The sequence below is a fragment of the Bacillus sp. FJAT-14266 genome (assembly GCF_001719225.1).
GTDB lineage: Bacteria > Bacillota > Bacilli > Bacillales > Bacillaceae > Bacillus > Bacillus subtilis.
In genome coordinates this window covers 2,649,224-2,662,038 of record NZ_CP017072.1, presented here as the reverse complement: position 1 = coordinate 2,662,038, position 12,815 = coordinate 2,649,224, and the positions used below count along the sequence as shown (strand labels likewise).

At 44.4% G+C, this 12,815-nt stretch carries 12 protein-coding genes, 1 pseudogene and 1 riboswitch; of the genes and pseudogenes, 12 read left to right on the top strand and 1 reads right to left on the bottom strand.

Features of this window, described 5'->3' with window-relative positions; all coding sequences use genetic code 11:
- Positions 1–142 precede the first annotated feature (142 nt).
- Positions 143–248, top strand: a riboswitch (SAM riboswitch).
- Positions 249–409: 161 nt separating this feature from the next.
- The 7 genes from BGM23_RS13675 to sirC all read left to right on the top strand — a co-directional run bounded on the left by BGM23_RS13675 (position 410) and on the right by sirC (position 6,119).
- Positions 410–1,111 carry a phosphoadenylyl-sulfate reductase gene (locus tag BGM23_RS13675; RefSeq protein WP_003221498.1) on the top strand — a complete coding sequence of 234 codons (702 nt, stop codon included), beginning with the start codon at positions 410–412 and terminating at the stop codon, positions 1,109–1,111.
- A gap of 11 nt (positions 1,112–1,122) precedes the next feature.
- Positions 1,123–2,187 (top strand): sulfate permease, encoded by a 1,065-nt coding sequence (gene cysP, locus BGM23_RS13670; protein WP_015715862.1) that lies wholly within the window; start codon positions 1,123–1,125, stop codon positions 2,185–2,187.
- A 48-nt stretch (positions 2,188–2,235) separates the two neighbouring features.
- Positions 2,236–3,384: a sulfate adenylyltransferase gene (gene sat / locus BGM23_RS13665; RefSeq protein WP_014479751.1), complete on the top strand. Its 1,149-nt coding sequence runs from the start codon at positions 2,236–2,238 to the stop codon at positions 3,382–3,384.
- Positions 3,385–3,396: 12 nt separating this feature from the next.
- Positions 3,397–3,990 (top strand): adenylyl-sulfate kinase, encoded by a 594-nt coding sequence (cysC, locus tag BGM23_RS13660; protein WP_015715863.1) that lies wholly within the window; start codon positions 3,397–3,399, stop codon positions 3,988–3,990.
- Positions 3,991–4,088: 98 nt separating this feature from the next.
- Complete coding sequence (gene cobA / locus BGM23_RS13655; RefSeq protein ID WP_015715864.1) at positions 4,089–4,862, top strand: uroporphyrinogen-III C-methyltransferase; 774 nt, start codon at positions 4,089–4,091, stop codon at positions 4,860–4,862.
- A 2-nt stretch (positions 4,863–4,864) separates the two neighbouring features.
- The gene (sirB, locus tag BGM23_RS13650; RefSeq protein WP_015715865.1) at positions 4,865–5,650 is read left to right on the top strand and encodes a sirohydrochlorin chelatase; all 786 of its coding nucleotides are present in this window, start codon (positions 4,865–4,867) and stop codon (positions 5,648–5,650) included.
- Positions 5,631–6,119 carry a precorrin-2 dehydrogenase gene (sirC, locus tag BGM23_RS13645; RefSeq protein WP_029726496.1) on the top strand — a complete coding sequence of 163 codons (489 nt, stop codon included), beginning with the start codon at positions 5,631–5,633 and terminating at the stop codon, positions 6,117–6,119. Before sirB ends, sirC begins: the two co-directional genes overlap by 20 nt.
- A 37-nt stretch (positions 6,120–6,156) precedes the next feature.
- Here sirC and rqcH read toward each other — a convergent pair whose 3' ends face one another.
- A complete protein-coding gene (gene rqcH / locus BGM23_RS13640) occupies positions 6,157–7,869 on the bottom strand; it encodes a tRNA modification protein RqcH (protein WP_029726495.1) in 1,713 nt (570 codons plus the stop codon).
- A gap of 121 nt (positions 7,870–7,990) precedes the next feature.
- Here rqcH and BGM23_RS13635 point away from each other — a divergent pair.
- From BGM23_RS13635 to rpoZ, 5 genes and pseudogenes are all read left to right on the top strand, one after another.
- Positions 7,991–10,662: pseudogene (locus BGM23_RS13635) on the top strand (calcium-translocating P-type ATPase, SERCA-type).
- Positions 10,663–10,744: 82 nt separating this feature from the next.
- Entirely contained in the window at positions 10,745–11,620 is an 876-nt protein-coding gene (locus BGM23_RS13630) for a YicC/YloC family endoribonuclease (RefSeq protein ID WP_009967215.1), read from the top strand.
- 76 nt (positions 11,621–11,696) lie between these two features.
- Positions 11,697–11,966, top strand: coding sequence for an extracellular matrix/biofilm regulator RemA (gene remA, locus BGM23_RS13625; RefSeq protein WP_003154355.1), 270 nt, complete (start codon positions 11,697–11,699; stop codon positions 11,964–11,966).
- Positions 11,967–11,973: 7 nt separating this feature from the next.
- Positions 11,974–12,588: a guanylate kinase gene (gmk, locus tag BGM23_RS13620; protein ID WP_003232083.1), complete on the top strand. Its 615-nt coding sequence runs from the start codon at positions 11,974–11,976 to the stop codon at positions 12,586–12,588.
- A gap of 3 nt (positions 12,589–12,591) precedes the next feature.
- Complete coding sequence (rpoZ, locus tag BGM23_RS13615) at positions 12,592–12,795, top strand: DNA-directed RNA polymerase subunit omega (protein WP_003221520.1); 204 nt, start codon at positions 12,592–12,594, stop codon at positions 12,793–12,795.
- Positions 12,796–12,815: the final 20 nt, after the last annotated feature.

The window sequence follows — 12,815 nt, the reverse complement described above, 5'->3', positions numbered from 1 at the left end:
AATAAATTCAAATGATGTAAAGAGGCTTCAAAGCCTTGATGTACTTGAAAACAGGCTGTGAGGCCTGTTTTTTTATTAATCCTATAAAAAAAGTCGGGTTGACTTATGTTAGAATTGTGCTAAAATTTACTACAAATCTAAAAACTTATCAAGAGCGGCTGAGGGACTGGACCTATGAAGCCCGGCAACCTGCATAGTTTGTAAGGTGCTACTTCCAGCAAAATGAATTCCATTTTGAAAGATAAGGGCTACATGCTGTTCCTGTCTTTCTTTCCGCCGGATTGAAAGTTTTTTATTTTAAGAGGTAAAAAGGCTATCTGTATATCAGCAGCCGCGAATCACATTACATGGGAAAAGACAACCGGCAGAAAGCTACTGTTTGTTTGTCTCCGAAAGGAGGAAAGAAGAAATGTTAACGTATGATAATTGGGAAGAACCAACGATTACATTTCCGGAAGACGATCCTTATAAAGGAGCGCTGTCAGTTTTAAAATGGGCATACGGCCATTACGGCAATCAACTTGTTTATGCCTGCAGTTTCGGAATTGAGGGAATCGTTCTGATTGACTTAATTTATAAAGTGAAAAAAGACGCAGAGATTGTGTTTCTTGATACAGGACTTCATTTTAAAGAAACCTATGAAACAATTGAACGAGTGAAAGAGCGTTATCCGGGTCTTAATATCATCCTGAAAAAACCAGACCTCACCCTTGAGGAACAAGCCGAAGAACATGGTGACAAACTGTGGGAAAGAGAGCCGAATCAGTGCTGCTATCTTAGAAAGGTCGTTCCTTTAAGAGAGGCGCTTTCAGGACATCCAGCCTGGCTTTCCGGCCTGCGTCGTGATCAAGGGCCAAGCCGTGCCAATACGAATTTCTTAAACAAAGATGAAAAATTCAAGTCAGTAAAAGTTTGCCCGCTTATCCATTGGACTTGGAAAGACATTTGGAGATACACATCCCGGAATGAACTGGACTACAATCCGCTTCATGACCAAGGATATCCAAGTATTGGATGTGCGCCTTGCACTGCTCCCGCTTTTACAGCAGAGGATTTGCGCTCAGGCAGATGGAATGGTATGGCGAAAACAGAATGCGGACTGCATGAATAAGGAGCTGCAAAATGGAATTAGCCGCTATTTTATTTAGCTTGTTTTTCGCGATGAATATTGGTGCAAGCGGCGCTGCAGCTTCGATGGGGGTTGCTTACGGCTCCGGAGCCATCAAAAAGAAAACCTACGCTTTGATCCTATGCGCAGTCGGTGTCTTTGCCGGGGCGGTCATTGGCGGAGGCGAGGTTGTAAAAACAATCAGCTCCGGCATTATTCCTGAGCAGACGATTACACTGACGATTGTTTGCATCATTATTGGAGCTGCTGCCCTGTCGCTCTTTACTGCTAATCTGCTCGGCATTCCTTTGTCGACAAGTGAAGTAACAGTCGGCGCGGTTGTCGGCGTGGGAGTGGCTTATAAAGTATTGTTTGTGAACAATCTTCTGATCATTGTGTCATTTTGGGTTTTTGTCCCGCTGTTCGCTTTCGGCTTCACCTATTTCGTATCTAAGCTGTTTCGTTATTTTAAGATTGAAGTAAAATCTTCTAAAAAGCAAAAAATCCTCGGCGTTGTTTTGTTAGTTGCCGGATTTTTCGAAGCATTCTCTGCCGGCATGAATAACGTGGCGAATGCTGTTGGCCCGTTAGTAGCTGCCGGTGTGCTTGATGTCGGAAAAGGAACCTTGTATGGAGGAGCTTTTGTTGCTCTTGGCGCACTGTTATTAGGCCGGCGTGTGCTAGAAACAAACGGGAAGAAAATTACGAGATTCTCCAAAGGGGAAGGCATTCTCTTATCCGGTACAGGAGCCGGACTGGTGATCATCAGTTCTGTATTTGGGATGCCGGTGCCCTTGGCGCAAGTCACGTCATCGTCTATTATCGGAATAGGCATGGCAAAAAACGGTCCGAACGTGTTCCATAAACAAGTTGTTCAAACGATGCTGAAGGTATGGATCGTATCGCCGTTTTTATCTTTATCGATTTCTTATCTGCTTGTATCCTTGTTTTTAAAAGCAGATTATTATTCGATCTTTATCATGGTAAGTGTGCTTTTAGCGGCGGGCGGTGCCGTCAGCCTGACAAAGACCATTCGTAAAGAGAGACGCTCAGTCCACGAACAAGGCGGGGGAATCTGATCATTAATCTGAGTAATTTTATAAGTTAACTAGGAGGAGATGGCTATTATGAGCTTAGCACCACACGGAGGAACATTAGTAAACAGAGTAGATGAATCATATGATGTGAGCGGCATTCAAAAAGAAATTGAACTTGATTTAATTTCTTTCGCGGATTTGGAATTGATCGGTATCGGTGCATACAGCCCGATTGAAGGTTTCTTTAATGAAAAAGATTACGTATCTGTAGTCGAAAACATGCGTCTTTCTTCCGGCGTTGTCTGGTCTCTTCCAATCACGCTTCCGGTCGATGCGCAAAAAGCAGCGGAACTGTCACTTGGTGAAACGGTAAAGTTAACGTATGAAGGAGAAACATACGGCGTTATCCAAATCGAAGACCTGTACGTGCCTGACAAACAAAAAGAAGCTGTCAATGTGTACAAAACAGATGAACAGGAGCATCCTGGTGTTAAAAAGCTGTTCAGCCGCGGCAATACATATGTCGGCGGGCCGATTACGTTGATTAAAAAAGCTTCAAAACAGTTCCCTGAATTTACATTTGAACCGTTAGAAACGAGACGCCAGTTTGCGGAAAAAGGCTGGGAAACCATTGTCGGTTTCCAAACAAGAAACCCTGTTCACAGAGCGCATGAATACATTCAAAAAACGGCTCTTGAAACAGTAGACGGCTTGTTCTTGAATCCGTTAGTAGGTGAAACAAAATCTGATGACATTCCAGCTGATGTACGGATGGAAAGCTACCAAGTGCTTCTTGATCATTATTACCCGAAAGATCGCGTTTTCCTTGGTGTCTTTTTAGCGGCGATGCGTTATGCAGGCCCGAGAGAAGCAATTTTCCACGCGCTTGTCAGAAAGAACTACGGCTGCACACATTTCATCGTCGGCCGTGATCATGCAGGTGTAGGCGACTATTACGGAACATACGAAGCACAGGAGCTGTTTGACACATTTAAACCTGAAGAACTCGGAATTACACCGCTGAAATTTGAGCACAGCTTCTTCTGTAAAAAATGCGGAAATATGGGAACAGCGAAAACTTGCCCTCATGGCAGAGAGCATCACGTCATTTTATCAGGCACTAAGGTAAGAGGTATGCTGAGAGACGGTGTGCTGCCGCCTGCTGAATTCAGTCGAAAAGAAGTCGTAGAAGTGTTAATCAAAGGGATGAAGAAAAAAGAAGAAGTAGGCGTATCTTAAGGAGGACTGGCAGTGACAAATCGCGATATTGTATGGCATGAAGCCTCTATCACAAAAGAAGAGTACCAGCAAAAAAACAAGCATAAAAGCTCCATTCTCTGGCTGACAGGGTTAAGCGGCTCAGGCAAATCAACGATTGCCAACGCCGCTGCGAGAGAATTGTTTGAGCAAGGCTACCAAGTGATTGTGCTTGACGGGGATAATATCCGTCACGGCTTAAATAAGGATCTTGGTTTTTCTGATGAAGACCGAAAAGAAAACATCCGCCGAATCGGAGAGGTGGCAAAGCTTTTTGTTCAGCAGGGAACCATTGTGATTACTGCTTTTATCTCTCCTTTCCGCGAGGACAGGCAACAGGTTCGCGAGCTTGTGGAAGCGGGCGAATTTAATGAAGTCTACATTAAATGCGACCTTGATATTTGTGAACAAAGAGATCCGAAAGGGCTTTACAAAAAAGCAAGAAACGGCGAGATTCCGTTCTTTACAGGAATTGATTCTCCTTATGAAGAACCGGAAGCTCCAGAGCTCGTTCTTGAATCAGGACAGCATGACCGTGAAGCGTGTAAAAATCAGCTGATCGAGTTTGTTAAACAAAAATTGAGCTGAATATGATCTGCTGCGTTCTTCTCAGATGCCGGAATGCAAGCGAGAACATCATCACAGCGAATGCTCTGGAAGAACTCGAATAGATCGGGGGAAATACGATGGGGAAAGTATATATTGTAGGAGCGGGTCCCGGTGACCCTGATCTGCTGACAATTAAAGCGCTGAAAGCCATTGAAAAAGCTGATGTCATCTTATATGACAGATTAGTAAATAAAGAGATTTTACAATATGCCAAAGAGCAAGCAGACCTGATCTACTGCGGGAAGCTTCCAGATTTTCATACGATGAAGCAAGAAACCATCAATCGGTTTCTTGTAAAGTATGCGCAAAAAGGGAAAACCGTTGTCAGGCTGAAAGGCGGAGACCCTTTTGTGTTCGGCAGGGGGGGAGAAGAAGCGGAATGTCTCTCTGAAAACGGAATTCCGTTTGAAATCATCCCCGGCATTACGTCTGGAATCGCGGCAGCCGCTTATGCCGGGATTCCTGTTACTCATCGGGAGGCGGGCTCTAACGTCGCTTTTGTAACGGGTCATTATAAAAAAGAAGAAGATTTTGAGGAAAAGTGGAAAGCGCTGGCTACAGGAATTGATACACTTGTCATCTATATGGGTATCAAAAACGTGCAGCAGATTGAAAGAAAACTCCTTGAAAACGGCCGGGACGGTTCTACGCCGGCAGCCTTTATTCATTGGGGAACAACGGACAAGCAAAAATCTGTTTTTTGTACAGTTGACACCCTTTCAGAAACGGTGATAAAAGAAAACATTACAAATCCGAGTTTAATTGTCATTGGAAATGTTGTAAATTATCACTATAAGCTGGAATGGTTTGAATCTGAACTGAAAAAACAAGATTTAAGCGAGGCGTTGTAAAAATGAAACAAGCAATTTTATATGTCGGCCACGGCAGCCGGGTCAAAAAAGCACAGCAAGAAGCCGCAGCCTTTTTGGAAGGATGCAAGGCCCACATCTCTGTGCCAGTACAAGAAATCAGCTTTTTAGAGCTTCAGGAGCCCACAATTGAGACAGGATTTGAAGCATGTGTGAAGCAAGGCGCCACTCATATCGCAGTGGTGCCTCTGCTTCTTTTAACAGCTGCGCATGCAAAACATGATATTCCGGAAGAAATTGCCCGTGTTGCATCCCGATATCCGTCAGTCCGCATTTCATACGGAAAGCCGATCGGGATTGACGAAGAAGTAGTCAAGGCTGTATATCACCGAATGAAAGACATAGGTGTTCCATATGAAAATGCCAGAGTGGTACTCATCGGAAGGGGAAGTTCAGATCCAGATGTCAAAAGAGACGTAACCGGTATTGCTAATCTTCTTCAGGAAATAATTCCAGTCAAGGAAGTCATTCCGTGCTTTTTGACAGCATGCGGCCCTAATTACAAAGAGGTTTTTTCAGAACTTAAAAAAGATGACGGCATAACAACCTTTATCGTTCCATATTTGCTTTTTACGGGTATGCTGATGAATGAAATCGAACGAGAGGTTCAGAAATTAAAAGCCCATAATCCGAACGTCTACCTCTCTTCCTATATCGGTTTTCATCCTCATGTGAAAAACGCATTTTTGAACCGTGTGAGAGAAACTGCGGCAAATTCTGAGGGACAATTTGATTTTGATGGAGGTTCATATGCTTCCGCTGCACATTAGCCTGGAAAAGAAGAAGGTTGTGATTGCGGGGGGCGGAAGCATCGCTCTCAGAAGGCTGAAAACGGTGATTTCTGAGGGAGCTGATATAACGCTTGTCAGTCCGGATGTGGAACCGGAAATCAAGCAAATGGCAGAAGAGCGGCGTATCAAATGGGAAAAACGGACAATTGAAAAAGAAGATTATCTCAATGCTTTCTTCATTATTGCTGCGACGGATAATGCGGCAGTGAACAAAGAAATTGCCCAATCCGCTTCGCCTTTTCAGCTTGTCAATTGTGTCAGTGACGCTGAGCTTGGCAATGTATATATGCCGAAAATCGTAATAAGAGGGCATGTCACTGTGTCTGTTTCTACAAGCGGAGCCAGTCCAAAGCACACGAAAGAGCTTGCTGAAAACGTGGATAAGCTGATTGACGGCGATTTTGTTGCTGAAGTGAACAGGCTTTATCAGGTGAGAAGAAAGAAATAAGCCAGAGCACAAATGCTCTGGCTTTTCTTTATGCGGCTCAGCTTTTTTTGAGCTTGATGACAGTATCAGCATCAGGCGTGACAAAGACGGTATGCTGGCTGTCATAAGTGACGAAACCGGGTTTCGCGCCGTTTGGTTTTTTGACATGCCTGATTTTTGTATAATCTACAGGCACTGAACTTGAATCTTTAGCTTTTGAAAAATAAGCTGCAATTGTCGCGGCTTCCATGATTGTTTGCTCATCAGGTTCGCTGCTCCTGATCACAACATGGGAGCCGGGAATGTCCTTCGTGTGAAGCCAGATATCGTCTCTGGCCGCCGCTCTGGTCGTTAAATATTCATTTTGGCGATTGTTCTTACCCACTAAAATAGTCAGGCCTGAGGTGGATTCATATGTTTCTAACACCGGATTGTGCGGTTTTTGCTTTTTCTGGCCTTTTTGCTGCTTAGGGCGTAAATATTTGCCCTCTACAAGCTCTTCCCTGATTTCGCTGATATCCCGGGGAGAAGCGGACGAAAGCTGCTGAATCAGCTGATCAAAATATTCGATCTCTTCCTGTGCCAGCCTGATTTGCTCCTCGACAACTGCGACCGAATTTTTCGCTTTCTGATACTTCGTGAAATAGGCCTGTGCGTTTTCAGAAGGCGTTTTGTTTGGGTTTAAAGGAATCGTGATTGTCGGGCTTTCTTCATCATAATAATTGATGACCTCAGCCTGTTTATCACCTTTTTTTAGCATATATAAATTAGCGGTTAAAAGCTCTCCGTAAAGCTGAAATTCCTTCGCGTTTTCCGAATACTCCAGGGTTTTCTCTAATTTTTTGATTTTGTTGGCATTCTTCTTCCGTTCGTTCACAACAAAACGCTCAAGATCCTGAGCCTGTTGCTTGACCCGGTCTCGTTCAGCTTTTCCGAAATAAAAACGGTCGAGCAGTTCGCTTAATGAATCAAAACGGCGCGCTTCGCCCTTTAGATGAGTCAGCTCCAGCAGATAAAAATATTCCTTTCCGTTTACAGTCGTAATGTTGGGAATGAAACGGTGCTCTTTCACTTCGGCAAACAGTGCCAGCAACGCTTTTGGCAGTGTGACTTTGTTGGCAAGGCCTGCTCTGTGAACCGCTTCTTTGGCGAAAAGCGGAGACACGCCTGAAAAGTGGTCGACAATTTGTTTATCAAGCCTTCCTTCTTGAAAGCTGAGGTGACGCAAAATATCATCTTCTGACGCCTCAAGAGGCGATATTTTGTCCTGAGCAGGCGGAAGCTTATAATCTTGGCCGGGCAGTACTGTACGGTAGCTGTTCATTGACGGTGATAAATGCTTAAGTCCGTCGATGATCACATTTTCTGCTGCGTCAGTCAAAATGATATTGCTGTGGCGGCCCATAATTTCTACATAAAGCTTTCGTACGGTTTCATCGCCAATTTCGTTTCGGCTTTTGATATGAAAAATCATAATGCGGTCTAAGCCCGCTTGTTCAATTTTCTCAATGAATCCGCCTTCGATATGCTTTCTCAGCAACATGCAAAACATTGGCGGTTCGCTTGGATTTTCATAAGCTTGTGCCGTGATATGCACCCGTGAATAGCTCGGATGTGCCGATAATAATAGTTTTTGGTTTTTTCCCTTGGCACGGATGTGGAAAATCACATCGTGCTTATATGGCTGATGGATTTTTGTAATTCGTCCGCCCATTATTTTATCGTTAAGTTCGTGTGTCATTCCGTATGTAAACATGCCATCAAACGACATATGCAATACACCCTCTCATTCTTCCTGCATTCGATAATTATAGCATGAAATGGGACGAGTCAGAATAAGCATGCTTATAGAGTGATATCTCTATAAGAGAGCAGGGGAGTGGACGAGCGGAATGAAGTTTCATGAAATGGGACAAACAGATTTACTAGAGGCAACCAATACGTCCATGAAACAAGGATTAACAGAAAAAGAGGTAAAAAAACGCCTTGACAAGCATGGACCAAACGAGCTGCAAGAAGGGAAAAAAACTTCAGCGCTTCTCTTGTTTTTCGCGCAGTTCAAAGATTTTATGGTGCTTGTGCTTCTGGCGGCAACGTTAATCTCAGGATTTCTTGGTGAATATGTAGATGCGGTTGCGATTATTGCGATTGTGTTTGTGAATGGCATACTCGGTTTCTTTCAAGAAAGGCGTGCTGAGCAATCTCTTCAGGCTTTAAAAGAGCTTTCAACACCGCACGTCATGGCACTCAGGGAAGGAAGCTGGACAAAGATTCCTTCTAAGGAACTGGTGCCGGGTGATATTGTGAAATTTACGAGCGGGGACAGAATTGGCGCAGACGTTCGAATTGTTGAAGCGAGAAGCCTTGAAATAGAAGAATCAGCGCTAACCGGGGAATCAATCCCGGTTGTGAAGCATGCTGATAAATTGAAAAAACCGGATGTTTCACTCGGCGATATTACCAATATGGCATTTATGGGTACGATTGTGACCCGCGGCAGCGGTGTCGGGGTTGTCGTCGGGACAGGAATGAATACGGCTATGGGGAAAATTGCCGACATGCTTGAATCGGCAGGGACATTGTCAACCCCGCTGCAAAGAAGACTGGAGCAGCTCGGGAAGATTTTGATTGTTGTTGCATTGCTTCTGACCGTACTTGTCGTTGCTGTCGGTGTTATTCAGGGTCATGATCTGTACAGTATGTTTTTAGCAGGTGTCTCGTTAGCGGTAGCCGCTATTCCGGAGGGGCTGCCGGCGATTGTGACAGTGGCGCTTTCGCTTGGTGTACAGAGGATGATTAAACAAAAATCCATTGTTAGAAAGCTTCCTGCTGTTGAAACGCTTGGGTGTGCGTCTATCATTTGTTCAGATAAAACAGGGACAATGACCCAAAACAAAATGACGGTGACACATGTCTGGTCCGGAGGGAAAACATGGAGAGTGGCAGGGGCCGGCTATGAACCGAAAGGAAGCTTCACACTAAACGAAAAAGAGATCAGTGTCAATGAACATAAGCCGCTTCAGCAGATGCTTCTGTTCGGAGCGCTTTGTAACAACTCCAATATTGAGAAAAGAGACGGCGAATATGTGCTTGACGGAGATCCGACAGAGGGAGCGCTGCTCACCGCGGCAAGAAAAGGCGGTTTTTCAAAGGAGTTTGTTGAATCAAACTACCGGGTGGTCGAAGAATTTCCGTTTGATTCTGCACGGAAAATGATGACTGTCATCGTAGAGGATCAAGACAGAAAGCGCTATATCATTACAAAAGGTGCACCGGATGTACTGATGCAGCGATCTTCCCGTATTTATTATGACGGCTCAGCGGCTCTTTTTTCAAATGAAAGAAAAGCAGAAACAGAGGCGGTATTAAGACATTTGGCATCACAGGCACTCAGAACGATAGCGGTCGCCTACAGGCCGATAAAAGCAGGCGAAACACCGTCAATGGAGCAGGCGGAAAAAGATCTGACCATGCTTGGCCTTTCAGGTATCATTGATCCCCGCGGCCGGAAGTCAGGCAGGCGATAAAAGAATGCCGTGAAGCAGGAATTAAGACCGTTATGATTACAGGTGATCATGTAGAAACCGCTAAAGCGATAGCGAAAGACTTGCGCCTCCTTCCGAAAAGCGGCAAAATCATGGACGGCAAGATGCTGAATGAACTTTCTGAAGAAGAGCTTTCTCATGTGGTGGAGGATGTATATGTATTTGCCCGCGTTTCCCCTGAACATAAACTAAAAATTGTAAAAGCCTATCAGGAGAACGGGCATATTGTGGCGATGACGGGAGACGGCGTCAATGATGCTCCTGCCATTAAACAAGCTGATATCGGCGTCTCTATGGGCATTACCGGGACAGATGTGGCCAAAGAAGCATCATCTCTTGTTCTCGTGGATGATAATTTTGCGACGATTAAATCGGCGATAAAAGAAGGCAGGAACATCTACGAAAATATCAGGAAGTTTATCAGATACCTGCTGGCGTCTAACGTCGGAGAAATCCTTGTCATGCTGTTTGCGATGCTGCTCGCCCTTCCTTTACCGCTCGTTCCGATTCAGATTTTGTGGGTCAACTTGGTGACGGACGGATTGCCGGCGATGGCGCTCGGCATGGATCAGCCGGAAGGAGACGTCATGAAGCGCAAGCCCCGTCATCCGAAAGAAGGGGTATTTGCCCGCAAGCTAGGATGGAAGGTCGTTTCCAGAGGATTTTTAATCGGAGTTGCCACTATTTTAGCGTTTATCATTGTGTACCACCGCAATCCGGAAAACTTAGCTTATGCCCAGACGATCGCGTTTGCCACATTGGTGCTCGCTCAGCTTATTCACGTGTTTGACTGCCGCAGCGAAACTTCTGTTTTCTCTAGAAATCCGTTTCAAAACCTGTATTTAATCGGCGCGGTATTGTCATCCATTTTGCTGATGCTTGTAGTAATCTACTATCCGCCGCTTCAGCCGATTTTCCATACTGTAGCCATCACGCCGGGGGACTGGATGCTCGTCATCGGTATGTCCGCCATCCCTACTTTTTTGCTGGCGGGGTCACTTTTAACAAGAAAAAAATAAATTCATATGATATAATCTTAGGGGTAATAGCGTGTCTATTGCCCTTTTATTATGAGAACAGGGAAGAATTGGGTGTTTTAAAATGATACGAAGTATGACAGGCTTCGGCAGTGCAAGCAAAACACAAGACGATCTCTCTGTAAGCGTTGAACTTAAATCTGTGAACTACAGATTTAAAGAAGTGAACGCTCGTTTGCCAAGGCCTTTGCTATATTTTGAAGATAAGCTGAAACAGACCATTCTGCAGCATATTCAGCGCGGAAGAATTGAGCTTTTCGTATCCGTTGACAGCGATATGCTTGTTGAGAAAAGGCTTGAAATTGATTGGCCGCTGCTCGATGAGTTTGTCGCAGCCGCGAGAGATATGAAGAAGCGGTATCAATTGTCTGCAGAGCCCGATGTAATGGATTTCTTTAAGCTTGATCATGTCGTCCAGGTTCATGAAGAACAGACGCAAAATGACAAGCTGGAGGCGTTGATCATCGATGCTGCAGAAGAAGCGGTAAAAGGTCTCTGTGAAATGCGTGAAAAAGAGGGGCTGCTCTTAGCGAAAGACTGCCTGATGCATATTGATCAGCTTGAAGAGCTGGTGAGAGAAACTGAATTGCTGGCTGCAGATGTCGTATCTCGTTACCGGGAACGGCTGTACGCCAGAATCAAAGAATGGACTGAAGACGTATTAGACGAGAGCCGGCTTGTAACAGAATGCGCTATTTTTGCAGACCGCTCTGATATCACTGAAGAGATTACAAGGCTGAAGAGCCACTTCGCCCAGTTTCGTGATATATTAGCTAGTGGCGGAGCTGTCGGGCGCAAACTCGACTTTCTTGTTCAGGAGCTCAATCGGGAAGCAAATACGATTGGCTCAAAAGCAAATGATCATCAGATCACAAAGCTTGTCGTTGAAATGAAAAGTTCTATTGAAAAAATAAAAGAACAAGTGCAAAATATAGAATAGTGACTGTGCGTATTGTTTACAGACGGTCTTACTAGGCTAAACTAGAGACGTCTATTTTACAGGGGGAACGTAGAAGATGACGATTAAACTGATTAATATCGGATTTGGCAATATCATCTCCGCCAATCGGATGATTTCGATTGTCAGCCCGGAGTCTGCGCCAATCAAACGGATGATTCAGGATGCAAGAGACCGCGGAATGCTAATTGACGCTACATACGGACGAAGAACCCGTGCAGTTGTCGTCATGGATAGTGATCACATTATCTTATCTGCCGTCCAGCCTGAGACAGTTGCACACAGACTTTCTGTTAAAGAAGAAATTATGGATGAAGGGCAGGGGTAATTGCCGCATGAAAGAAAGAGGGTTATTAATCGTTCTCTCAGGTCCCTCAGGAGTTGGTAAAGGAACGGTTCGACAAGCGATCTTTTCGCAGGAAGACACAAAATTTGAATATTCGATTTCAGTAACCACAAGAAGTCCAAGAGAGGGCGAAGTGAACGGAGTCGATTATTTTTTCAAAACAAGAGACGAATTCGAGCAAATGATTGCGGACAACAAGCTGCTTGAATGGGCAGAGTATGTCGGCAATTATTACGGCACGCCAGTCGATTATGTTGAACAGACGCTTCAAGATGGAAAAGACGTCTTTTTAGAAATTGAAGTTCAAGGGGCTCTTCAAGTGAGAAATGCTTTCCCGGAAGGCCTATTTATTTTCCTTGCGCCTCCAAGCCTTTCTGAACTGAAAAACAGAATCGTGACACGAGGCACAGAAACAGACGCTCTGATTGAAAATCGAATGAAAGCCGCAAAAGCTGAGATCGAAATGATGGATGCTTATGACTATGTCGTTGAAAACGATAATGTCGAAACGGCTTGCGATAAAATCAAAGCAATCGTTCTTGCTGAACATTTGAAGCGTGAACGCGTTGCACCAAGATATAAGAAAATGCTGGAGGTTGAATAATCAATGTTAGATCCGTCAATTGATTCTTTAATGAATAAATTAGATTCAAAATATACGCTGGTGACTGTTTCTGCGAGACGCGCACGTGAAATGCAAATCAAAAAAGACCAAATGATTGAACATACGATTTCACACAAATATGTAGGCAAAGCTTTAGAAGAAATTGATGCAGGCCTGCTTTCGTTTGAAAAGGAAGACCGCGAATAGTAGCACAAGTAGCAACCTAT

Coding starts and splice junctions, on each gene's coding strand:
- remA (WP_003154355.1), top strand. CDS start 11,697: ATGACGATTAAACTGATTAATATCGGATTTGGCAATATCATCTCCGCC.
- rpoZ (WP_003221520.1), top strand. CDS start 12,592: ATGTTAGATCCGTCAATTGATTCTTTAATGAATAAATTAGATTCAAAA.
- cysP (WP_015715862.1), top strand. CDS start 1,123: ATGGAATTAGCCGCTATTTTATTTAGCTTGTTTTTCGCGATGAATATT.
- sirB (WP_015715865.1), top strand. CDS start 4,865: ATGAAACAAGCAATTTTATATGTCGGCCACGGCAGCCGGGTCAAAAAA.
- sirC (WP_029726496.1), top strand. CDS start 5,631: ATGCTTCCGCTGCACATTAGCCTGGAAAAGAAGAAGGTTGTGATTGCG.
- BGM23_RS13630 (WP_009967215.1), top strand. CDS start 10,745: ATGATACGAAGTATGACAGGCTTCGGCAGTGCAAGCAAAACACAAGAC.
- gmk (WP_003232083.1), top strand. CDS start 11,974: ATGAAAGAAAGAGGGTTATTAATCGTTCTCTCAGGTCCCTCAGGAGTT.
- BGM23_RS13675 (WP_003221498.1), top strand. CDS start 410: ATGTTAACGTATGATAATTGGGAAGAACCAACGATTACATTTCCGGAA.
- cobA (WP_015715864.1), top strand. CDS start 4,089: ATGGGGAAAGTATATATTGTAGGAGCGGGTCCCGGTGACCCTGATCTG.
- sat (WP_014479751.1), top strand. CDS start 2,236: ATGAGCTTAGCACCACACGGAGGAACATTAGTAAACAGAGTAGATGAA.
- rqcH (WP_029726495.1), bottom strand. CDS start 7,869: ATGTCGTTTGATGGCATGTTTACATACGGAATGACACACGAACTTAAC.